Below are 22,093 nucleotides of genomic sequence, written 5' to 3' on the forward strand. Positions count from 1 at the left end.
GCCACGGGCCGGGCGGGGGAGGAGGACGGGGAGTCGGCGCCGGGGAGGAGCGTCAGGACGCGTCCTTCACCATCCCGCGGACCGAGAGCTGGACGACCAGCGGCCGGTGGTCGCTCCCGGCGTCGTCGCGGTCGTCGACGACCTGGTAGCCCGAGACCTCCCAGCGTCCGGAGAAGAGGACGTGGTCGATCGGGGCGCCGAGCGCGGGCGGGACCGAGGACGGCCAGGTGCCCAGGGCGGCGCCGCCCGCGACGGTCCCCGCGTCGCGGCAGCCGCCCAGCGCGGCCGAGCCCGGCAGCCCGGTCCAGTGGTCGACCGTGGAGTTCAGATCGCCGAGGACCACGACGTCCTCCTCCGCGGAGCAGAGCGCGGAGACCGAGAGCAGATCGCTTCGCCACTCCGCGAGGCGCGAGGGGATCGGCGCCATGGTGTGCACCGCGGCGAGGACGGGGCGCTCGGGAGTGTCGGGGCGTGCGACGAGGGACGGTGTCGATCCGGTGACGACCGCGGCGGTGTCGACGCTGTAGCCGCCGAGCGAGGGGGAGAGCAGCAGGGCCGCCCCGTCGTCGGCGCCCGACCCGGCGTAGTGGAGGGTCATCGACATCCCCTGGGCGCTGAGCGCGTTCACGACGTCCTGCGCGTGCGTCTGCGAGACCTCGAGGAGGGCGATGCCGTCGACCGCGCTCTCCCGGGCGAGCGAGACGATCGTGTCGACGGGCACGCCGTCGTGCAGCACGTTCCAGGTCGCGAGGCGCACGTCGGCGAGGCGGTGGGCGCGCGGAGCGGCGGAGTCGTAGCCCCGCCCTCCCTGCACTCCCGCGAGCACGAGCGCGAAGACGACGCCGAGCGCCGCGAGGGCCAGCGCGAGGCGCCTGACCGGAGCGACGAGGACCGCGATCACGACCAGGACAGCGGCGAGCCCGACGGCCGCCGCGCCCGTCGCGAGCCGGAACGGCACCAGCTGGGCGAAGGGGGCCTCCCGGGCGATCCCGAAGAAGCCGGGCGCCGCGACCACCAGCAGAGCGATCGCCACGATCACCGCCACCGCGGTCTTCACCAGTCTCGTCCCCATCGCCGCCCAGGCTACTAGGGCATCGGAGGGCTCGCAGGCGGCGCGTCTACGATGAGCGCATGCATGTCGACGGGGGCCGTTACGACCTCCACACCCACTCCGTCGTCTCCGACGGCACCGAGGCTCCGGCCGTCCTGGTGCGGGCCGCGGCCGCGGCCGGGCTCGCCGGAGTGGCGCTCACCGACCACGACACGACCGGCGGCTGGGCCGAGGCGCTCGCCGTGGCCGAGGAGGCGGGCATCGACCTGCTGCCCGGCATGGAGCTCTCCTCCCGCGTCGGCTGGGCCAGCGTCCACGTCCTCGCGTACCTCGTCGATCCGGCGGATCCGGGGCTCGTGGCCGAGACCGCGCGCATCCGCTCGGCCCGCACGCACCGCGCGGAGGCGATCGTCACCGCGATCGCGGCCGACTACGACCTCACCTGGGACGACGTCCTCGCCCAGACCAGCCCGGGCACGACCATCGGGCGTCCGCACATCGCCGACGCGCTCGTCGCCCGCGGCCTGGCCACCGACCGCTCCGCGGCCTTCGCGGGGATCCTCGACTGGCGCGGCGGCTACTACCGCCCGCACTACGCGCCCGACCCGGTCGACGCCGTGCGCCTGGTCCGCGCGGCGGGCGGGGTCCCGGTCATCGCGCACCCGGCCGCGAGCGCCCGCGGGATCGCGGTCGAGTCGATCCTCCCGCAGCTCGTCGACGCCGGCCTGTTCGGCCTCGAGGTCGAGCACCGCGAGAACACGGCCGACGGCAAGCGCCGCCTGCGCGAGCTCGCCGAGCAGTACTCGCTCGTCACCACGGGCTCGAGCGACTACCACGGCACGGGCAAGCCCAACCGCCTGGGCGAGAACACGACCGCGCGCGCGACCGTCGACGCGATCCGCTCCTCCGCCCGCTGAGTCGCGGAGAGCCGCCGGATCACCGTGACCGCTGAGGGGCGGAGAGCCGCTGAGTCGCGTGGGGACACCGCTGAGTCGCGGGAGAGCCGCTGAGACGCCGAGAGCCCGCCCTCCCGCGACGGATCGCGGGGGGACGGGCTCGGGGCGCGGAGGCTCAGGCCTGCGCGTCGGGGCGCGGCGAGCGGCGGCGCGACCGGGTGCGGCGGCGCGGCTCGCTGTTGCCGTCGTGGTGCTCCTTGCTCTCGCTCGAGGGAGCGGGGCCGGTCTGCTGCGGAGCGGTCGAGTCGGCGGAGTCGGAGCGGGTGCGGCGACGCGGCGGCCGGTCGCCCCGCTCGGAGCGCTCGCCGCGGTCGGAGCGCTCGCCCCGGTCCGGGCGCGCGTCGGCCTTCGCCTCGGCGGGGATCGGGGTCGGCTTCAGCCGTCCCTTGGTCCCCGCGGGGATGTCGAGGTCGGTGTAGAGGTGCGGCGACGACGAGTAGGTCTCGACCGGGTCGGGCTGGCCGAACTCCAGCGCCCGGTTGATGAGGGCCCACTTGTGCAGGTCCTCCCAGTCGACGAAGGTCACCGCGATGCCGGTCTTGCCCGCGCGCCCGGTGCGGCCGACGCGGTGCAGGTAGGTCTGGTCGTCGTCCGGGATCGTGTGGTTGATCACGTGGGTGACGTCGTTCACGTCGATGCCGCGCGCGGCGACGTCGGTGGCGATCAGGATGTCCTTCTTGCCGGCCTTGAACGCCGCCATCGCGCGCTCGCGCTGCTCCTGGTTGAGGTCTCCGTGCACGGCCGCCGCGTTGAAGCCGCGGTCGTTGAGCTCCTCGACGATGCGGGCCGCGGCGCGCTTCGTGCGGGTGAAGATGACGGTCTTGCCGCGGCCCTCGGACTGCAGGATGCGCGCGATGACCTCGTCCTTGTCGAGCGAGTGCGCCCGGTAGACGATGTGCTTGATGTTCGCCTGCGTGATGCCCTCGTCGGGGTCGGTCGCGCGGATGTGGATGGGCTTGTTCATGAAGCGGCGCGCGAGCGCGACGATCGCGCCCGGCATCGTCGCCGAGAAGAGCATGGTGTGGCGGGTGGGCGGCGTCTGCGCGAACAGCTTCTCGATGTCCGAGAGGAAGCCCAGGTCGAGCATCTTGTCGGCCTCGTCGAGGACCATCACCTGCACGTTGGCGAGCGAGAGCAGGCGCTGCCCGGCGAGGTCGAGGAGGCGGCCGGGGGTGCCGACGACGATCTGCGCGCCGGCCTTCAGCTGCTCGATCTGGCCCTCGTAGGCCTTGCCGCCGTAGATCGAGACGATCTTGGTCGGCCGGTTGGAGGCGGCCAGCTCGATGTCCTCGGTGACCTGCACGGCGAGCTCGCGGGTCGGGACGACGATGAGCGCCTTGACGCCCGGCTCCGGGTCGGTGCCGAGGGCCTGGATGAGGGGGAGGCCGAAGCCGAAGGTCTTGCCGGTGCCGGTCTTGGCCTGGCCGATGATGTCCTGCTTCTGCAGGGCCAGGGGGATCGTCTGCTCCTGGATGGGGAACGGCTCGAGGATGCCCTTGGCGGCGAGTGCGGCGACGATGTCGTCGTCGATGTTCAGATCGGAGAAAGTCACGGAGTGAAGCGCCTGTCGTGTCGAACGGTCTACGCCCCTGTACGACTCCGGGCGCAGGGTCACCGATCCAGCGCCGGTGACATCCCGGCGAGTCTACTGCTCCCGGCCCCGCCGGCCCCGGAACCCCGCTCCTCCGGCGCCCTATGCTGAGGAAATGGCTGCCTGGTTCCGACGTCGACGTCCCCTGCTCGAGGTGCCCCGCCTGACGCCCCGCGGGGAGTCGAGCCAGAAGCGCGACCGCGTCGACCTCGCCGACCTCACCCCCGAGGTGCTGCCCTACCTCGGCCAGGTCGCCTACCTCCAGCTCGCGGTGTTCGAGGTGCTGGCGCGCGCCGTCGCCGAGACCGACGACCTCGCGGACAAGGAGGCCATCTCCTCCGCCGCCGGCACGGCGCTCGCGAAGCACCACGCGGTCGTCGCCGAGCTGCGCCGCCGCGACGTGGAGCCCGGCGAGGCCATGACTCCGTTCCGCCCCGCGATCGACACCTTCGAGCGGCTCACCCGCGGTGCGGACCTCCACGAGACGCTGCTCTCGGCGTACATCACGGCGGGCCTGCTCGACGACTTCTTCATCCGCCTCACCGGCGGGCTGCCCACCGACGTGGGGCCGCGCATCGCGCAGACGCTCGGCGCGGACACGGGCGTCGACGGCGTGATCGCGATCCTCCGCCGCGAGATCGCCGCGGACGAGCGCCTGGGCTCGCGCCTGGCCGTCTGGGGCCGCCGCCTGGTGGGCGACACCCTCCTCGTGGCGCGCTCCGCGCTGATGGGGTCGGGCAACCACGACTCCGACGAGTCGCGGATCGAGCCGGTGTTCACCGAGCTCATCGCCTCGCACACGCGCCGGATGGACGCGCTGGGGCTCACGGCCTGACGGTTCCCGGCGTCGCACTGCCCCGGAATCCGGAACGACGGAGGCGCGGAAGTCCGAGGACTCCCGCGCCTCCGGCTCGGATCAGGGGGCGACGCGTCCCGAGAGCATCGCCTGCAGGGAGGCCTCGTCGCGGCGGGCGCGGCTGCGCCCGAGCGAGAGGCCGACCGGGACGACGACCACGGCGGTCGCGACGAGGGACAGGACCCAGATCAGGCCGCCGTCCCACGGCAGGCCCGCCCAGGTCAGTGCGACCCAGACGACTGCGGCGACGAGGCCGCCGATCGCCGGGACCAGCACGGAGCCGTGCAGGTGCCGGTGCGGCAGCCCGTAGCGCGCGGCGAGACCGATCAGGACCCCGAACAGGGTGATGAAGAGGAGCTCCACGACGTGTCCGCCCGGGACGCTCTAGGCGACGAAGCCGACGCGGCGCGACTCCTCGGAGCCGACCTCGACGAAGGCGATGGTGGCGGTCGGGACGATGTAGATCTTGCCCTTCTCGTCGCGGAGGCGGAGGACGGCGGTGCCGGCCTCGAGAGCGGTGGTCACCGTCTTCTCGACCTCGGTCACGGACATCGACGACTCGAAGTTGAGCTCGCGCGGGGTGTTGACCATTCCAATACGGATTTCCACCAGCAGTGCCTTTCGGGAGGGGACGAGGGTGTCAGGATACGGGACCGTGCTCGGACGACCGCGCCGGTTTCGCGGTGAGCGGAGCGGGCGGCCGGGGCTCCCCGGCGGGGACGGGCGGGAGTGTCGGACCCGGTGGCTACCGTGGTCGTGTGACCGCTCCCGCGACCCCCGCTCCCTCCACCGCAGCCTCCGTCGGCGAGGCGCTCCCGGGCGAGCCCGCGGTCGTGCTGGACGACTCCCAGCGCGCGGTGCTCGCGCTGCCCGAGGGCCGCAGCGCCGCCGTGCTCGGGGCGCCGGGGACGGGCAAGACCACGACGGTCGTCGAGCTGGTCGCCGAGCGCGTCCTCGAGCGGGGGTACCCGCCCGAGTCGGTCGTGGTGCTCGCGGCCAGCCGCACCGCCGCCACCGCCCTGCGCGACGTGCTCGCCCTGCGGCTGGGAGTGCCGACCCGGGGCCCGCTCGCCCGGACCGCGACCTCGCTCGCGTTCGAGGCGGTCACCTCCTCCGCCAAGGAGCGCGGCCTCGAGCGGCCGACCCTCCTGACCGGCGGCGAGCAGGACGCCCTCCTCTCGGAGCTCGTCGAGGGCCACCTCGAGGAGGGGACCGGCCCGCGGTGGCCGGAGGAGTTCAGCCCCGAGGTGCTGCGGCTCCGGACCTTCCGGACCGAGCTCCGCGAGTTCGGGATGCGGGCGACCGAGCACGGGCTCGACTCGGACGCGATCCGCGCCCTCGGGGTCGACGCCGAGCGCGGCGAGTGGAGCGCGGCGGCCGACGTGCTCGACGAGCTGCGCGAGGTGGTCGAGTGGATGGCGCCCCAGGCGGGGACCCGCCTGGACGCGGCGGAGTTCGCGGCCTATGCGGCCGAGGCGATCCGCGCCGGCGAGGGCGGCGAGCGGATCGACGCGCTGCGCCTCGTCGTCGTCGACGACCTCCAGGAGGCGAGCGAGTCGACGCTCGTGCTGCTGCGGGCGCTGACGGAGCGCGGGGTGACCGTGATCGCGCTGGGCGACCCGGACGTGGCGACCAGTGCCTACCGCGGCGCGGCCTCCGACACGCTCGGCCGGTTCGCCGCGAGCATCGGCGCGTCCGACGTCGAGACGCTGGTGCTCGCTCGGGTGCACCGCCACTCGGCCGCGCTGCGGGCGGTCGTGTCGGCGGCCACCGAGCGGATCGGCACCGCGGCGGCCGGCCGGCAGCGGGCGGCGGTCGCGGCTCCGGCCCCCGAGGCGGGCCCGGCGCCCGTCCTGGTGCTGCACGCCCCGACGGCGGCGCGCGAGGCGGCGACGGTGGCGCGGCTGCTGCGCGAGCGGCGGCTGCGCGACGGAGTGGCGTGGCGGCGGATGGCGGTCGTCGTCCGCTCCGGAGCCGCGGTCCAGCCGCTGGTGAAGGCGCTCGCGGTGGCGGAGGTGCCGACCCGCTCCGTGCTCGCCGGACGGGCGCTGCGCGACGATCACGCGGCCCGGGCGCTGCTCGTGCTGGTCGGCGTCGCGATCGGCGAGCGGCCCCTCGATGCGGAGCTCGCGGCGGAGCTGCTGCTCGGCCCTTTCGGCGGGGTCGACCGGCTGGGGCTGCGCAGGCTCCGGCTCGCGCTCCGGGCGGAGGAGCTGGCCGGCGGCGGCATCCGCGCGAGCGACCCGCTGCTGGTCGAGGCCCTCGCCGCGCCCGGCCGATTCGCGACCATCGACTCCGCTCCCGCCCGGCAGGCCGAGCGGCTGGCCGTGACGATCGACCGGGTCCGCCGCCTGCACGAGGAGGGGGGCTCGATCGAGGAGCTCCTGTGGTCGGCGTGGGAGTCCAGCCGCGTCGCGTCCTCCTGGCGCGAGCTCGCCCTCGGCACCGGCCTGACCGCCGCCGAGGCCAACCGCAACCTCGACGGCGTGGTCGCCCTCTTCAGCGCCGCGCGCCGGTTCGTGGAGCGGGCGACCGGGCACTCCGCGGTCGGCTTCGTCACCGAGATCCTCGAGGCGGAGGTGCCCGAGGACACTCTCGCTCCGCGCTCCGTCGAGGACGCGGTCCTCATCGGCACGCCCTCCTCGGTCGTCGGCCTGGAGTTCGACGTCGTGGTGGTGGCGCGGCTGCAGGACGGCGTCTGGCCCAACCTCCGCCAGCGCGGCTCGCTGCTCGATCCGGACGGCCTGCTGCGGCACGCCCGCGGCGAGGGCGGACTGCCGCTCGACGCCCGCAAGGCCACTCTCGACGACGAGCTCCGGATGTTCGTACTGGCCGCCTCGCGCGCTCGGCGGCAGCTGGTGCTCAGCGCCGTCGCGGGCGAGGACGAGACGCCCTCCCTCTTCTTCCGGCTCACCCCGCCGGACGCGCCGCGGCTCGATCCGGCCTCCGCGGTGCCGCTCACGCTGCGCGGGGCGGTGGCGGCGCTGCGCCGGACCGCCACCACACCGGACTCGACCGAGGCTCCCGCCGCCATCCGAGGGCTCAGCGCCCTGGCGCTCGCGGAGGTCCCCGGCGCCGACCCCTCCTCCTGGTCCGGGGTGCTCGAGCCCTCGACCACGGAGCCGCTCTTCGACGTCGGCGACCCCGAGCGGCCCGTCTCCGTCTCGCCGAGCCGGCTCGAGGCCTTCGAGCGGTCTCCTCTGGACTGGTTCGTCGACGCCGTCTCCGGCTCCACGACGAGCACGGCGATGGGGGTCGGCACCCTCGTGCACTGGGTCCTCGAGAACGCCGAGCGGCCCGATCCGCAGGAGCTGTGGGCGGCTCTCGAGTCGCGGTGGCCCGAGCTGGTCTTCGAGTCGCCCTGGCTGGGGGAGCGGCAGAAGCGCGTCACACGGCGGCTGATCGACGGCCTCGCGGGCTACCTCGCCGACTTCGAGCGCGGGGGAGGCGTGGTGCTCGGCCGCGAGCAGCAGTTCGAGCTCGACGTCCCGCCCGCCCGGGTGCGCGGCTCGATCGACCGCGTCGAGCGCGCGGCCGACGGCTCCGTCACGATCGTCGATCTCAAGACGGGCCGCAGCACTCCCCGCAAGGACGACATCGCCGAGCACGCGCAGCTGGGCAGCTATCAGCTCGCCGTCGCCGAAGGGGCGATCGAGGCGGCCGACCCGGCCGACGGGGGAGGCGCGAAGCTGCTCTTCGTGGCGACGGGCGTGCGCGGGAAGCCGTACCGCGAGGTGGTCCAGGAGCGCTTCGGCGAGGAGGAGCTGGAGCGGCTGCGCGATCGCGTCCGCGCCGCGGCCCTGGGCATGGCGGCGGCGGGCTTCTCGGGCCTGCTCGACGCGACCCCGTTCTCCCCCGGCGACGCCCTGCGGTACCGCATCCACGCGGTGCCCGAGGTCCCGGGGGACGGACTCCTGGCGATCGACGAGGTCGACGAGACAGCGGACCTGGAGGACTCCGAGGAGCCGGGTCCCGATGCGCCGGCCGATCCTTCCGGCCCCGCCGACCCCGACCCCTCCGCCGTACTCGAGGAGGAGCTGCCGTGATCGACGCCCTGACCATCGCCGAGCGCCTCGACCTGCGCCCGCCCACCGCCGAGCAGCGCGCCGTCATCGAGGCGCCGCTCGAGCCTGCCCTGGTGGTCGCCGGTGCCGGCAGCGGCAAGACCGAGACGATGGCGAACCGCGTCCTCTGGCTCCTCGCGAACGGCCACGCGGCGCCGTCGGAGGTGCTCGGCCTCACCTTCACCCGCAAGGCGGCGGCCGAGCTCGGCGAGCGCATCGGGCGGAGGATCGACCAGCTCGGCGCGGCGGGCCTGCTCCCGCTCGCGCCCGGGCAATCGGCGCCCGACCCGTTCGAGGCCGCCACCGTCTCGACCTACAACGCCTTCGCGAACACGATCTTCCGCGACAACGCAGCCCTGATCGGCCGCGAGGGGGATGCGACCGTGCTCTCCGAGGCCTCCGCCTGGCATCTCGCGCGGGGAGTCGTGGCCGACACGGCCGATCCGCGCATCCTCGAGGTGGAGGCGGGCATCGACCGGCTGACCGACCTCGTCGTCTCGCTCGCGCACGACCTCGCCGACAACCTCGCCGATCCGGCCGCGGTCGCCGCGTTCGCCGAGGACTTCCTCCGCCTGGGCGAGCTGCCGCGCGGAGGCAGCGGCTCGGGGCTCTACCGCGAGCTCGAGAAGGCGCTGCAGGCCGTGGGCGCGCTGCCGGTGCTGACGGCGCTCGCCGAGCGGTTCCAGGAGGCGAAGGCCGAGCGCGGCTTCGTCGAGTTCTCGGACCAGGTGGCCCTCGCGCTGCGGATCGTCGACAGGGTGCCGCGGATCGTGGACGAGCACCGCGCGAGGTACCGGGTGGTGCTCCTCGACGAGTACCAGGACACCTCCGTGCTGCAGACCCGCCTCCTCTCGCGGCTCTTCGCCGGGCAGGGAGTGATGGCCGTGGGCGACCCGCACCAGTCGATCTACGGCTGGCGCGGTGCGAGCGCCGAGGGGCTCGGCCGCTTCGGCACCGATTTCGGGGGAGCGGGCCGCTTCTCCCTCAGCACGAGTTGGCGCAACGGCCGCCGTGTGCTGACCGCCGCGAACGCGATCGTGGAGCCGCTGTCGGCGGGGAGCGCGGTCGCGGTCGACACGCTGAGCGCGGGTCCTCAGGCCTCCGAGCACCCGGTCGAGCTCACCTTCCCCGAGACGATCGAGGAGGAGGCGGACGACGTCGCCGCCTGGTTCGCCGGGCGGCTGCGCGAGAACGCCGAGCCGCCGTCGGCCGCGGTGCTCTTCCGGGTGCGCGCGCACATGGACCGCTTCGCCGCCGCGCTGGCGAAGCACGGCGTCCGGTACCACATCCTCGGCATCGGGGGCCTGCTGCGGCAGCCCGAGATCGCCGACCTCGTCGCCGCGCTCACCGTCGTCGAGGACCCGGCCGCCGGCAGCGAGCTCGTCCGCCTCCTGGCCGGCGCCCGCTGGCGTCTGGGCGTCCGCGACCTCAAGGCGCTGCGCGACCTCGCCTCGTGGCTCGCGGCGCGCGACCACGCGCACCGGCTGATCCCGGAGGAGGTGCGCGAGCGGATGCGCGCGTCCGTCACCGAGGGCGAGGGCGGCTCGATCGTCGAGGCCCTCGACTTCATCGCGGCGCGCCGCCCCGGCGACGACGGGCGGATCGACCACTCCGCGCTCGGCGGGTTCAGCGCCGAGGGCCTGCGGCGCCTGCACGAGGCGGGCACCCTGTTCGGCCGGCTGCGCGCCCGGGCCGGGCTCGACCTCCTCGACTTCGTCACCCTGGTCGAGCAGGAGCTGGGCCTGGACATCGAGGTCGAGGCGAACGAGTCGCGCGGGGACGGCCGCGCCAACCTCGAGGCCTTCCGGGAGGCGGTGGCCGGGTACCTGCAGACGGACGACCGCGGCGCCGGCACCGGCTCCTCTCTCCGCGGATTCCTCCGCTGGCTCGTCCTCGCGGACAAGCGCGACGGCCTGGCCCCGCGACCGGAGGACCCGGAACCGGGGACGGTGCAGCTGCTGACGATCCACGGCTCCAAGGGTCTGGAGTGGGACCTCGTCGCCGTCCCGCGGATGGTCGACGGCGAGCTCCCCGGCACGCCGGTCGAGGGCTTCCGCGGGTGGGTCAGACTGGGCGCGATGCCCTACGCGTTCCGCGGCGACGCCGCCGAGCTCCCCGATCTCGCCTGGCGCGGCTGCAGCACGCAGAAGGAGGTCGTCGACGCGATCGGAGCGTTCGGCGACACCCTCCGCGAGCGCAACGAGGCGGAGGAGCGGCGTCTCGCCTACGTGGCCGTCACGCGGGCGCGTCACCACCTCCTGCTCAGCGGCTCGTGGTGGGCCGGCCAGGCCAAGCCCCGCGGACCGGGCGTCTTCCTCCGCGACCTCGAGGAGGCCGGCACGATTCCGGCGCTGCCGACCGAGCCCGCGAACGAGGAGAACCCGCTCGAGCGGGCCCCGCGCACGTTCCGCTGGCCCCACGATCCGCTCGGCTCCCGCGGCGACCGGGTCCGCGCCGCCGCCGCCCGGGTCCGCAGCGCCGAGCCCGCTCTGCTCGGAGCGCGCGGCGACGACATCCGCCTGCTGCTCGCCGAGCGGGCGGTGCGGCTGGCCGGGGGCGAGCGCACGCCGCTGCCCACCCGCATCCCCGCCTCCCGGTTCAAGGACATCGTCAGCACTCCGGACGAGGTCGCCGCGCAGCTGCGCCGGCCGATGCCGGAGCGCCCCTACCGGCAGACCCGGCTCGGCACGACCTTCCACTCCTGGGTCGAGAACCGCTTCGGCGTCCAGGGCGGGGCGGAGGCGGTCGACACCTTCCCCGACGAGCTCGACGACACCGGCCCCGCGTCCGTCGAGCAGGAGCGGCTCGACGCCCTGATCGCCACGTTCGAGCGCTCGGAGTGGGCCGACCGGCGCCCGGAGGCGGTCGAGATCGAGATCCACCTCCAGCTCGCCGGCCACGTCGTCGTCTGCAAGCTCGACGCGGTGTACCCGACGGAGGACGGCGTGCAGATCGTCGACTGGAAGACCGGGCGGGCGCCGAAGGACGCCGCCGACCTCGAGCTCAAGCAGTTCCAGCTCGCGCTGTACCGGCTCGCCTACTCGCGCTGGCGGGGGGTGCCGCTCGAGAGCGTCGACGCCGTGTTCTACTTCGTCGCCGACGACCTCGTGCTGCGGCCCGAGCGGTTCTACTCCGAGCGCGAGCTCGCGGAGTCGCTCTCCTCGGCGACGGGAGCGAGCCCGCGGCCGTGAGCGGAGGAGCCCGTGCGGGCTCCCGGCGTGCGGTTGAGCAGCTCCTCGACCTCCGAGACCTCCAGCACCGGGCCGGTGTCGGTCGAGAGGGGCGCGGAGAGGTCGCCCAGCACGCTGTCGACCAGCGTGTCGAGCATGGCGACCGCGTCGTCCACGATGGCGGAGTCGTCGGTCTCGGTGCCGTGCAGCAGCCAGCGGGCGAGTTCGAGCTCGGCGTAGAGCTGGGCGCGCTGGCGGATCGTGCGGTCCACTGCTCCCGCGCGCATCCGGGAGTAGGCGGAGAGCGCCGTCTCGGAGCCCGGGGCGCTCAGCAGCCAGTGCAGGTCACGCGCCGGGTCACCGACCCGCAGCGCCGCCCAGCCGAGCACGGCCGCGACGACGTCGCCCGAGCGGAGGAAGGAGTCGGCGGTCATCGAGCCGTTCACCACGGTCGGGTCGAACTGCCAGAGCGCCTCGTCGGAGGAGGCCGACTCCCAGCGCGCGACGAGCGCCGCCGGGACGTGGCCGGTGTCGGCCGCGCGCTCGATCACCGCGACCGTCTCGTTCACGCTGTCGCGCGCGGTCGCGATCGGCAGGCCCGCCTCCTGGACGAACGACACCGGGAGCGAGTGGATCGCCCCGACGGCCCGGCCGATCGAGTCCGCGAGCCCGCTCTGCGCGGCCACGTCGTCGATGAGGACGCGATCTCCCTCGAGGTACTCGTAGACGACCGCGCGGGTGCCGTCGAACGGCGTCTGCCCGACGCTCTCCTGCAGATCGAAGGGCAGGCGGCTGCGGATGCCGGCGGTCAGCGCTCGGAGCGCGACGAGGTCGCCGAGCTGCTCCTGCTCCGCGAGCGCGGACGTGGGAACGCGCACGACGAGGCGGGCGCCCTCGCGCGTCGTCAGCAGGGCGGAGTCGAAGTCGCCGTGCGTCGAGGACGTGAAGGGGCGCGCGGAGCGGACGTCGAGGCCCTCGACGGCCGAGGTGGCCAGCGCGGCTAGAGTGAGATGGGATCTGGCCATGGTTTCCAGGGTAGGCGGCTCGTGCCCGGCCGGCCCGCCGCCACGCGCTGTCCCGCCGATGCCGTCGAAGGCCCGCGACAGCGGTCCTCGCGGCCCCCGTCACGAAATGAGCCCCGGATGTCACTGCCCTTCGCCGATCGCCTCCCGCTCTCGCGACAGGCGGCCGACCGCGACGGCGTCGGACGCTCGCGGCCCGCGCTCTTCGACGAGCTGCTCGCCGATCCCGCCACCCGCGTGCTCGTCCTGCACCACGACCGGACTCTGGTCGAGGCCGACCGCCTCCTCCTGCGCCGCCCCGAGGACGTGACCGCCGGCACCCTCCGGATCTACCTCGGCCGCACGCTCGCCGAGGCCCCCGGCGAGCCGGTCGGAACTCCCGTCATCGCGACCGTCCTCACCGACGCGGCCGCCGCCGAGCTCGAGCCCGACGAGGAGCGGTGGAGCGGCCTGCGCCCGATCGCCGAGCGCCTGAGCGACCGCGACGCGGGCCTGTTCACCGAGGCGCTCGCCATCGCGAACTGGCACGCCTCGCACGGCTACTCGCCCCGCAACGGCGACCCGACCGTCGTCGAGCAGGGCGGCTGGGTCCGCCGCTCGCCCACCGACGGCAGCCAGGTCTTCCCGCGCACGGATCCGGCGATCATCGTCTGCGTCCTCGACGCGGACGACCGCCTCCTCCTCGGCTCGAACGCGATGTGGGGCACCGGCCGCTTCTCCCTGCTCGCCGGCTTCGTCGAGCCGGGCGAGTCGCTCGAGGCCGCCGTGATCCGCGAGATCGGCGAGGAGTCGGGCATGCGCGTCGTCGACCCGCAGTACCTCGGCTCGCAGCCCTGGCCCTTCCCCGCCTCCCTCATGGTCGGCTTCACCGCCCGCCTCGCCGAGGACCAGTCCCCGGAGGATCTGCTCCCGGACGGCGAGGAGATCGTCGAGCTGCGCTGGTTCACCCGGCAGCAGCTGCACGACTCGCTCGAGTCCGTGCTGCTGCCCGGCCGCTCGTCGATCGCCCGCGCGATGATCGAGGACTGGTACGGAGGCGAGCTGGAGAACGGCCCGATCGCGTGACCCTGCTCGACGGACTCGACGAGGGGCAGCGCGAGGCGGCGGAGGCGCTGCTGGGGCCGGTGTGCGTCCTCGCGGGAGCGGGCACGGGCAAGACCCGGACGATCACGCACCGCATCGCGCACGGAGTGGCGACCGGCGTCTACACGCCCGGTCGCGTCATGGCACTGACCTTCACCAGCCGCGCCGCGGCCGAGCTGCGCTCGCGCCTGCGGGTGCTCGGCGCCGGCGGCGTCCAGGCCCGCACCTTCCACGCCGCCGCCCTCTCGCAGCTCGGCTACTTCTGGCCGCAGCTGGTGGGGGGCACGATGCCCCAGCTGCTCGACGGCAAGGCCCGCCTGCTCGGGCACGCGGCCGAGCGGCTCCGCCTGAAGCTCGACACGGCGACGCTCCGCGACCTCTCGGCCGAGATCGAGTGGCGGAAGGTGTCCGCCCTCTCCCTCGAGCAGTACGCCGTCGCCGCCCGCACGCGCCCCCTGCCCGGACGGCTCACCCTGGAGCAGACGGTCGCGCTCGTGGACGAGTACGAGGGGCTGAAGGACCAGCGCCGCCAGATCGACTTCGAGGACGTCCTGCTCGTGACCGCCGGGATGCTCGAGTCCGAGCCCGCGATGGCGATGCAGGTGCGCGAGCAGTACCGCTTCTTCGTCGTCGACGAGTACCAGGACGTCTCGCCGCTGCAGCAGCGGCTCCTGGAGCTCTGGCTCGGCGACCGGAGCGACCTCTGCGTCGTCGGCGACGCCAGCCAGACCATCTACTCCTTCGCGGGTGCGCGGGCCGACTACCTCCTCGACTTCCCGTCCCGCTGGCCGGCCGCCACCGTGGTGCGTCTGGAGGAGAACTACCGCTCGGCCGTGCCGATCGTCCAGACGGCGAACCGCCTCATGCGGGGCAGGCCCGGCGCCCTCTCGCTCCACGCCGTCGCCGCCGCCGAGGCGCCGGAGCCCGCGATCGACGCCTACCCGGACGACATCGCGGAGGCGCGCGGGATCGCGGCGCGGGTCGCGGCCGACATCGAGGCAGGGGTGCGCCCCTCCGACATCGCGGTCCTCTTCCGCACGAACAGCCAGTCGGCGGTCATCGAGCACGCCCTGCACGAGCGGGGAGTGAGCGCGCACATGCGCGGCGGCAAGCGCTTCTTCGACCTCCCCGAGGTGAAGCAGGCCGTGATGCAGCTGCGCGCGGCGTCCGTGTCGATCAGCGGCGAGCCGCTGTTCAAGTCGGTGAGCGACGTCCTCCGCTCGCTCGGCTGGAGCGCCGAGCCCCCGTCGGCGCCCGGTGCGGTGCGCGACCGGTGGGAGTCGCTGGACACGCTGGCCCGCCTCGTCGACGAGGCCCCTGCCGGATGGACCTTCCGCCAGTTCACCGACGACCTGATCGCACGCCAGCAGGTGCACCACGAGCCGGACCGCGGCGCGGTCACCCTCGCCACGCTGCACTCGGCGAAGGGCCTCGAGTGGGAGTCGGTGCACCTGATGGGGCTCGCCGAGGGCCTGCTGCCGATCTCGTACGCCGCCGGCCTCGAGGCGATCGACGAGGAGCGGCGCCTCCTCTACGTCGGCATCACCCGGGCCCGCCGGCGCCTGCGCCTGTCATGGGCGCGCTCGACGGTCGGCCGCGTCACGCGGAGGGAGCCGTCGCGCTTCCTCGAAGAGCTCGGCACGCGCACTCGGGGTGCGGCTCCCGCTCCCGCACGGTGAACGCTCCGGAGGCGTCGCTGTAGACCCGCTCGGCCGCGCGCAATCCTCGCCAGCCCGCGAGCAGCCGCCGCAGCACGGCGTCGGCGGCCGCCACGGCGATCGCGGCGCTCGCGAGCGGCGTGCGGGTGGGGGCCGTGCGGCCGAGCACCTGGATCACGAGGCGCGCGCGATCCGGGTCGAGGTCCATCCGGTCCCGCTCGGCGCAGTGCAGGCACGGTCCGGAACCCGGCTCGACAAGGGGTCCGAGGCGCACCGATTCGTCGCCGAACACCACCGCCAGGTGCGGCACATCGGCCGCGAGCCAGTGCGCGGCGCGGGCGGGGGCGACCGCGAAGTCGGCGATCAGCACGGCGAGGTCCGGCGTCCCGTCGTCGGCGACCAGCGAGCAGCCCTCGCTCCGGAGCAGCGTGCGCAGTGCGTCCGGTGCCGCGCCCGTCCCCTCGACGACGACCCGCGGTGCCGGGGGAGGGCCGCCGGGCTCGACGCTGCGCAGCAGGACCGGCCGGAGCGCCTCGAGCACCTCGTCGACCCGCGCCTCGCTCGCTCCGGCGCGCGCCGCGATCAGGCGGACGGTGCCGGCGCTGGTGCCCACGCGGAGGGCGTCGAGCAGCAGCTCCTCCGGGTAGCCGACGCCGTCCAGGACCGCGTGCGGCCGGTCGAGGCCGAGCTGCACCGCGGTCGCGGAGCGCCAGAGCAGGGGGAGTCGGGGATCGAGCCGGAGCACCATCCGGCGATCATGGCCGAGACCGGCCCGGCGCCGCGCGAGTTGTCCACAGGCGGGCGCCGGACGGGGGGTCAGACGGGGCGGTCGCCCGTGGGGGAGGAGCCGCGGTCGTCGTCGTCCGGCGAGCCGGCGTCGTCGGTCGTGTCCGGAGCGTCTCCGGAGGCGCCGTCGCCCTCGCGCGGCATCGTGCCGTTCAGCAGGTCCTCCAGCGCGCGGTCCATCTCGTCGGGCTCCGGGGTCTCGCCGCGGGCCTCGGCCGTGAGCCGGGCGACGAGCGCGCTCGGGTCGTCCAGGTCCTCTGAGCCGGGGAGCAGGTCGGGGTGCGACCAGAGGGAGTCGCGGGCCTCGGGCCCGACGGCGTCGGTCACGGCCTGCCACATCGCGGCGGCCTCGCGGAGGCGGCGCGGGCGCAGCTCCAGGCCGACGAGGGTCGCGAAGGCGGATTCGGCCGGGCCGCCGGAGGCGCGGCGGCGGCGGACCGTCTCGGCGATCGCCCCGGCGCTGGGCAGGCGGGTGGTCGCCGCCGCGGTGACGACGTCGACCCATCCCTCGATGAGGGCGAGGACGGTCTCGAGGCGGCCGTGCGCGGCGAGCTGCTCCTCCGTCTTCGGCGGGATGAGCGCGCCGGAGGTCATCGCGTCGCGGAGCTCCTCGGGGTTCGACGGGTCGAAGCCCTCGGCCAGCTCCTCGAGGCGGGTGGTGTCGATGCTGATCCCGCGCGCGAAGTCGGTGATCTGCGAGATGAGGGCGAGACGGAGCCACTTGCCGTGCCGGAAGAGGCGGGCGTGCGCGAGCTCGCGGACCGCCAGGTACAGCTGCACCTGGTCCAGCGGGATGTCGAGGCCCTCGCCGAACGCGGCGACGTTCTGCGGCAGGATCGCCGCGTCGTTCTCCTCCAGCAGCGGGATGCCGATGTCGCCGCCCGAGACGACCTCGGCGGCGAGCTGCCCGACGACCTGGCCCAGCTGCAGGGCGAACAGGGTGCCGCCGATCCCGCGCATCATGCCCTCGGCACCGGCGATCATCGCCTGCATCTCCTCCGGGGCCTGCTCGCGGAGCACGCGGGTCAGCGCGTCCGAGATGCTCAGCGCCACCGGCTCGGCGAGCTGGGTCCAGACCGGCATCGTCAGGGAGATCCACTCGAGGCGGCTGATCGAGCGCGGCGTGCGGCTCAGCTCGGAGACGTACGCGACCTCGTCGAGCCAGAGCGCGGCGACGCCGAAGGCCGCGTCGATCGGAGCCCGCACGGAGTCGGACACCGGCGCGGACTCGGCGCGCGCGAGCTGCTTCGCCTGCTCGAGCGAGAGCGTCCAGTTGACGCCGCCGTCGCCGTTCTGCTGCATCGCGCTCTGCAGCTGCGAGAGCAGGTTCTGCAGGGCCACCGGGTCGTTCGGCAGGCCTGCCGCTCCGGCGAGCTGCGAGGGGTCGACCGGGCCGTTCCCCGAGAGGAACTGCCGCAGCATCTCCCGGAACTCGTCCTCGGAGCCGCCGCCCGCTCGGTCCGCACTGTCGCCATCGGCCATCGGGATCAGCCCTCCGTCGCTCACGTGAATCCGGTCGCCGCACCGCCTCCGCGGCCCTGCACAGGGCGCCGGTTCCGGCGCGACTCCCAGTCGTGCAAGCTACGTTAGCCCGAGCGCCCGGGGCCTCGGCGTGCAGAGCACCGCTCGGGCCCAGCCCGCTTCCGCCCGCCGCGAACATCCCGGCGGAGCCGCTCCACCCGTTGCCAGAAAGGCCCCCGTGTCGCTGTTCTCCGACGACCCGCGCCCCTCCTCCTCCCCGCGCCGCCCGTGGGTCGGACCGGTCGTCCTCCTCTCGGGTGTCGCCGTCGTGGTCGGTCTGGGCGTCGCGCCCGCCCCCTACGTGATCGAGCAGCCCGGCCCCGTGTTCGACACCCTGGGCAGCAGCAAGGACATGCCCCTCATCTCGATCCCGGACCGCACCACCTATCCCACGGCCGGCACGCTCGACATGCTCACCGTGTCGGTCGTCGGCAACCCGCAGAGCCTGCCCACCTGGGTCGAGGTCGCGAGCGCCTGGTTCGACAGGACCAAGGCGGTCGTCCCGGTCGACGCGATCTTCCCTCCCTCCTCCACGGTCGAGGAGCGCGACGAGGCGAACCAGGCCGAGATGACCGACTCCCAGCAGGAGGCGATCGCCGCCGCGCTCACCGAGCTCGGCTACCCCGTCGAGCAGCGCGTCTCGGTCGTGCAGGTGCCCGAGGGCTCCCCGGCCGAGGGCGTCCTGGAGGCGGGGGACGAGATCCTCGCGGTCGCGGGCACCCCCGTCGCCGACGCGACCGCCCTGCGCGCGACCCTGCAGACCCTCGGCACCGGCTCCCCGGTGCAGGTCAGCATCGAGCGCGAGGGCGTCCGGCAGGAGGTGGAGGTCACGCCGCGCGACTCGAACGGCGCCGCCGTCATCGGCGTCCTCCCCGGAGCGGCCTTCGACTTCCCGTTCGAGGTCGACATCCAGCTGGACGACGTGGGCGGGCCGAGCGCGGGCATGATGTTCGCCCTCGGGATCATCGACAAGCTCACCGAGGGCGAGCTCAACGGCGGGCGGAGCGTCGCCGGGACCGGCACGATCGACGCGGCCGGCGAGGTCGGCGCCATCGGCGGGATCCGCCAGAAGCTCTACGGGGCGGAGGGCGCCGGAGCCGAGTACTTCCTCGCCCCCGCGACCAACTGCAACGAGGTCGTCGGCCACGTCCCCGACGGGCTCCACGTGCTCGCGGTCTCGACCCTCGACGACGCCCTCGCCGCCCTGAAGGGCATCGCCGCGGGCGACACCTCCGGGCTGCCGGACTGCAGCACCGCCTCTCCCCTCGACTGATCCCACCCGCCGACCCCGGGTCGACGCCCAGGTGAGCCGGACAGCCGTCGCATAGCATGGGTGGCCTCCCCTCACATCTCGACAGCAAGAGGCCCTCACGTGAGTTCCACAGCAACCGAAACCCCGCCGCGGAAGAGACGGAGCGTCCTCGCCGTCACTGTCGTAGTGGTGGCCGTCCTGGTGGTGGCGTTCTTCGTCTTCGCCGGTCTGTACACCGACATCCTCTGGTACGACCAGCTCGGCTTCCTCTCCGTGCTCACGACGCAGTGGGCGGCGGCGGGCGGTCTCTTCGTCATCGGCTTCGTCGCCATGGCGGTGCCGGTGTTCATCAGCCTGATGCTGGCGTACCGCCTCCGGCCGGTCTACGCGAAGCTCAACTCGCAGATCGACCGCTACCAGCAGGTCGTGGAGCCGCTGCGGCGCCTGGCCACCTTCGGGATCCCCGCGGTGCTCGGCCTCTTCGCCGGCGTCTCCTCCGCCACCCGCTGGCAGACGAGCCTCACCTTCTGGAACCGCACGCCCTCGGGCACCACGGATCCGCAGTTCGGCCTCGACACGTCGTTCTACCTCTTCGAGCTGCCCTTCTACCAGAGCATCGTCGGCTTCGCGTCGGCGGTCCTGCTGATCTCGGCGTTCGCGACCCTCGCCACCGGCTACCTCTACGGAGCGATCCGGGTGAACGGCCGCGAGATCCGCATCTCGAAGGCCTCGCGCATCCAGCTGGCGGTCATCGCCGCCCTCTACCTCGCCGTGCAGGCGGTCAGCCTCTGGCTCGACCAGTACGCGACGCTCGCGCAGCAGGGGCCCCGCATCACCGGCGCCACCTACTCCACCGTCAACGCGACGATCCCGGGCCTGCAGATCCTGGCCGGCATCGCGGCGCTGGTCGCGATCCTCTTCGTCGTCACCGCCTTCATCGGCCGCTGGCGCTTCCCGGTCATCGGCACCGCGCTGCTGATCGTGTCGAGCCTGCTCGTCGGCTCCCTCTACCCCTGGATCGTGCAGAAGTTCCAGGTCGAGCCCAACGAGCGCACGCTCGAGCAGCCCTTCATCCAGAACAACATCGACATGACGCGCCAGGCCTACGGCGTCAGCGACGTCGACGTCATCCCCTACGACGCGACCACGGACGCGGAGCCGGGCGCCCTGCGCTCGGACGCCGAGACCACCGCGAACATCCGCATCCTCGACCCCGCCGTCGTCACCGACGCGTTCTCGCAGCTGCAGCAGTTCCGCCAGTACTACAAGTTCGGCGACACGCAGAACGCGCTCGACGTCGACCGCTACTCCATCGACGGATCGACGCAGGACGCCGTGGTCGGCGTCCGCGAGCTGAACCTCAACGGCCTCGGCACCAACCAGACCTGGTACAACCAGACGCTGGTCTACACCCACGGCTACGGCCTGGTCGCCGCGTACGGCAACCAGCGATCGGCCGACGGCGAGCCGGTGTTCATCGAGTCCGGCGTCCCGACGACGGGCGACCTCGGCGACTACGAGCCGCGGATCTACTTCGGCGAGAACTCCCCGCCGTACTCGATCGTGGGCGGCAACGACTCGCGCGACATCGAGCTCGACTACCCCTCGGGCACCGACGGCGCGCAGCAGACCTACACGACCTTCGACGGCGAGGGCGGCCCCGCTCTCGACAACGTCTTCAAGAAGCTCGTCTACGCGATCAAGTTCCAGTCCGAGCAGATCTTCCTCTCGGACGGCGTGAACGACGACTCGCAGATCCTCTACGACCGCGATCCCGTGCAGCGCGTCCAGAAGGTCGCGCCGTACCTCAAGCTCGACTCCGACGCCTACCCGACCGTCGTCGACGGCCGCGTGAAGTGGGTCGTCGACGGGTACACCACCTCGGCCGACTACCCGTACTCGGAGGTGCAGAGCCTCTCGCAGGCGATCGCCGACACGAACACGCAGCAGCAGTTCCCGACCGACGACGTCAACTACATCCGCAACTCGGTGAAGGCGACCGTCGACGCGTACGACGGCAGCGTCACGCTCTACGCGTGGGACACCGAGGACCCGATCCTGCAGACCTGGCAGAAGATCTTCCCGACCACGGTGAAGCCCGTGAGCGACATGTCGGGCGAGCTGCTCAGCCACGTCCGGTACCCGGAGGACCTCTTCAAGGTCCAGCGCGCGGTCCTCGGCACTTACCACGTCACCGACGCGGGCTCCTTCTACTCCCGCGAGGACGCCTGGGCGACGCCGAACGACCCGACGAGCGGAGCCGCGACCACGGCCGCCGCGACCGGCACCAGCCTGCAGCCTCCGTACTACCTGACGCTGCAGACGCCGGATCAGGACGTGCCGTCGTACTCGCTCTACTCGACGTACATCCCGGCGAGCGTCCAGGGCGCGCAGGCCAGCCGCAACGTGCTGACCGGCTACCTCGTGGCCGACTCCGACGCCGGCTCGACGGCGGGCTCCGTGGCCGACGGCTACGGCACGCTCCGCCTGCTCGAGCTGCCGAAGGACGACACGGTGCCCGGCCCCGGCCAGGTGCAGAACGCGTTCACCACCGACCCGACGGTCGCGAACGAGCTGAACATCCTCTCCCGCGGCGACACCACCGTCACGAGGGGCAACCTGCTCACGCTGCCGGTCGGCGGCGGCCTGCTCTACGTCCAGCCGATCTACGTGCGCTCCAACGGAGACACGAGCTTCCCGCTCCTGCAGAAGGTGCTGGTCGCGTTCGGTGACGACATCGCCTTCGAGGACACCCTCGACGCGGCCCTCGACAGCCTCTTCGGCGGCGACTCGGGAGCCGACGCGGGCGACACCGGCACGCCGACGACTCCGGACGCCGGCACCGGCACCTCGGGCGGCGACACCGGAGGCGACGCGGGCGGCACGACCGGCGGCACCGGCTCCACGCCGGCCACGGGCGACCAGACGGCGCTGCAGCAGGCGCTGAACGACGCGCGGGACGCACTCACGGCTCGCGAGAACGCCCTCAAGGCGGGCGACCTCACCGCCTTCGCGGCGGCGGACGAGCAGCTGACCGAGGCGCTCTCGCGGGCGCTGCAGGCCGAGGGCGGCCAGTAGCCCGC

15 protein-coding genes are annotated in these 22,093 nt (G+C 73.8%); 8 read left to right on the top strand and 7 right to left on the bottom strand.

The window, feature by feature from the left end; genetic code table 11:
* Window positions 1-52: 52 nt before the first annotated feature.
* Window positions 53-1,072, bottom strand: a complete 1,020-nt coding sequence (locus C5C63_RS07520) for an endonuclease/exonuclease/phosphatase family protein (protein WP_146086368.1) — start codon at window positions 1,070-1,072, stop codon at window positions 53-55.
* A gap of 59 nt (window positions 1,073-1,131) precedes the next feature.
* Here C5C63_RS07520 and C5C63_RS07525 point away from each other — a divergent pair, with 59 nt between their 5' ends.
* Window positions 1,132-1,968, top strand: a complete 837-nt coding sequence (locus tag C5C63_RS07525) for a PHP domain-containing protein (protein ID WP_104325801.1) — start codon at window positions 1,132-1,134, stop codon at window positions 1,966-1,968.
* Window positions 1,969-2,122: 154 nt separating this feature from the next.
* Here C5C63_RS07525 and C5C63_RS07530 read toward each other — a convergent pair whose 3' ends face one another.
* A complete protein-coding gene (locus C5C63_RS07530; protein WP_104224844.1) occupies window positions 2,123-3,559 on the bottom strand; it encodes a DEAD/DEAH box helicase in 1,437 nt (478 codons plus the stop codon).
* A 154-nt stretch (window positions 3,560-3,713) separates the two neighbouring features.
* Here C5C63_RS07530 and C5C63_RS07535 point away from each other — a divergent pair, with 154 nt between their 5' ends.
* On the top strand, window positions 3,714-4,433 hold the full coding sequence (locus C5C63_RS07535; RefSeq protein WP_104224843.1) for a ferritin-like fold-containing protein: 720 nt from the start codon (window positions 3,714-3,716) through the stop codon (window positions 4,431-4,433).
* Window positions 4,434-4,514: 81 nt separating this feature from the next.
* Here the strand turns inward: C5C63_RS07535 and C5C63_RS07540 are convergent, their stop codons facing one another.
* Both C5C63_RS07540 and C5C63_RS07545 read right to left on the bottom strand, forming a co-directional pair.
* The gene (locus C5C63_RS07540; protein ID WP_104226942.1) at window positions 4,515-4,817 is read right to left on the bottom strand and encodes a hypothetical protein; all 303 of its coding nucleotides are present in this window, start codon (window positions 4,815-4,817) and stop codon (window positions 4,515-4,517) included.
* 21 nt (window positions 4,818-4,838) lie between these two features.
* Window positions 4,839-5,063 carry a DUF3107 domain-containing protein gene (locus C5C63_RS07545; protein ID WP_104224841.1) on the bottom strand — a complete coding sequence of 75 codons (225 nt, stop codon included), beginning with the start codon at window positions 5,061-5,063 and terminating at the stop codon, window positions 4,839-4,841.
* Between the two features lie 149 nt (window positions 5,064-5,212).
* Between C5C63_RS07545 and C5C63_RS07550 the strand changes: the two genes are divergently transcribed.
* Both C5C63_RS07550 and C5C63_RS07555 read left to right on the top strand, forming a co-directional pair.
* Window positions 5,213-8,500, top strand: a complete 3,288-nt coding sequence (locus C5C63_RS07550) for an ATP-dependent DNA helicase (RefSeq protein ID WP_104325802.1) — start codon at window positions 5,213-5,215, stop codon at window positions 8,498-8,500.
* Window positions 8,497-11,709: an ATP-dependent DNA helicase gene (locus C5C63_RS07555; protein WP_104325803.1), complete on the top strand. Its 3,213-nt coding sequence runs from the start codon at window positions 8,497-8,499 to the stop codon at window positions 11,707-11,709. Before C5C63_RS07550 ends, C5C63_RS07555 begins: the two co-directional genes overlap by 4 nt.
* On the opposite strand, the gene C5C63_RS07560 is transcribed toward C5C63_RS07555, so the two are convergent.
* The gene (locus C5C63_RS07560; protein WP_104224838.1) at window positions 11,646-12,713 is read right to left on the bottom strand and encodes a phosphotransferase; all 1,068 of its coding nucleotides are present in this window, start codon (window positions 12,711-12,713) and stop codon (window positions 11,646-11,648) included. The two genes, C5C63_RS07555 and C5C63_RS07560, sit on opposite strands and share 64 nt — an antisense overlap.
* A 117-nt stretch (window positions 12,714-12,830) precedes the next feature.
* Here C5C63_RS07560 and nudC point away from each other — a divergent pair, with 117 nt between their 5' ends.
* On the top strand, window positions 12,831-13,775 hold the full coding sequence (gene nudC / locus C5C63_RS07565; RefSeq protein WP_104233180.1) for an NAD(+) diphosphatase: 945 nt from the start codon (window positions 12,831-12,833) through the stop codon (window positions 13,773-13,775).
* Window positions 13,772-15,472 (top strand): ATP-dependent helicase, encoded by a 1,701-nt coding sequence (locus tag C5C63_RS07570; RefSeq protein WP_104224836.1) that lies wholly within the window; start codon window positions 13,772-13,774, stop codon window positions 15,470-15,472. Before nudC ends, C5C63_RS07570 begins: the two co-directional genes overlap by 4 nt.
* On the opposite strand, the gene C5C63_RS07575 is transcribed toward C5C63_RS07570, so the two are convergent.
* Entirely contained in the window at window positions 15,393-16,199 is an 807-nt protein-coding gene (locus C5C63_RS07575; protein WP_104325804.1) for a hypothetical protein, read from the bottom strand. The genes C5C63_RS07570 and C5C63_RS07575 overlap by 80 nt on opposite strands.
* Window positions 16,200-16,267: 68 nt before the next feature.
* Window positions 16,268-17,719 carry a zinc-dependent metalloprotease gene (locus C5C63_RS07580; RefSeq protein ID WP_104238192.1) on the bottom strand — a complete coding sequence of 484 codons (1,452 nt, stop codon included), beginning with the start codon at window positions 17,717-17,719 and terminating at the stop codon, window positions 16,268-16,270.
* A 217-nt stretch (window positions 17,720-17,936) separates the two neighbouring features.
* Here C5C63_RS07580 and C5C63_RS07585 point away from each other — a divergent pair, with 217 nt between their 5' ends.
* Both C5C63_RS07585 and C5C63_RS07590 read left to right on the top strand, forming a co-directional pair.
* On the top strand, window positions 17,937-19,031 hold the full coding sequence (locus C5C63_RS07585) for a PDZ domain-containing protein (protein ID WP_104325805.1): 1,095 nt from the start codon (window positions 17,937-17,939) through the stop codon (window positions 19,029-19,031).
* Window positions 19,032-19,130: 99 nt separating this feature from the next.
* Window positions 19,131-22,088: a UPF0182 family protein gene (locus C5C63_RS07590; RefSeq protein ID WP_181027225.1), complete on the top strand. Its 2,958-nt coding sequence runs from the start codon at window positions 19,131-19,133 to the stop codon at window positions 22,086-22,088.
* The last annotated feature ends 5 nt before the right edge of the window (window positions 22,089-22,093 follow it).

Origin of the sequence: Rathayibacter sp. AY1B8 (assembly GCF_002932775.1) — a bacterium.
Lineage (GTDB): Bacteria > Actinomycetota > Actinomycetes > Actinomycetales > Microbacteriaceae > Rathayibacter.

Excerpts from the sequence above, each read along its gene's own strand:
- C5C63_RS07560 (WP_104224838.1), bottom strand. The coding sequence starts at position 12,713 with ATGGCCAGATCCCATCTCACTCTAGCCGCGCTGGCCACCTCGGCCGTC.
- C5C63_RS07575 (WP_104325804.1), bottom strand. The coding sequence starts at position 16,199 with ATGGTGCTCCGGCTCGATCCCCGACTCCCCCTGCTCTGGCGCTCCGCG.
- C5C63_RS07580 (WP_104238192.1), bottom strand. The coding sequence starts at position 17,719 with ATGGCCGATGGCGACAGTGCGGACCGAGCGGGCGGCGGCTCCGAGGAC.
- C5C63_RS07535 (WP_104224843.1), top strand. The coding sequence starts at position 3,714 with ATGGCTGCCTGGTTCCGACGTCGACGTCCCCTGCTCGAGGTGCCCCGC.
- C5C63_RS07520 (WP_146086368.1), bottom strand. The coding sequence starts at position 1,072 with ATGGGGACGAGACTGGTGAAGACCGCGGTGGCGGTGATCGTGGCGATC.
- nudC (WP_104233180.1), top strand. The coding sequence starts at position 12,831 with ATGTCACTGCCCTTCGCCGATCGCCTCCCGCTCTCGCGACAGGCGGCC.
- C5C63_RS07525 (WP_104325801.1), top strand. The coding sequence starts at position 1,132 with ATGCATGTCGACGGGGGCCGTTACGACCTCCACACCCACTCCGTCGTC.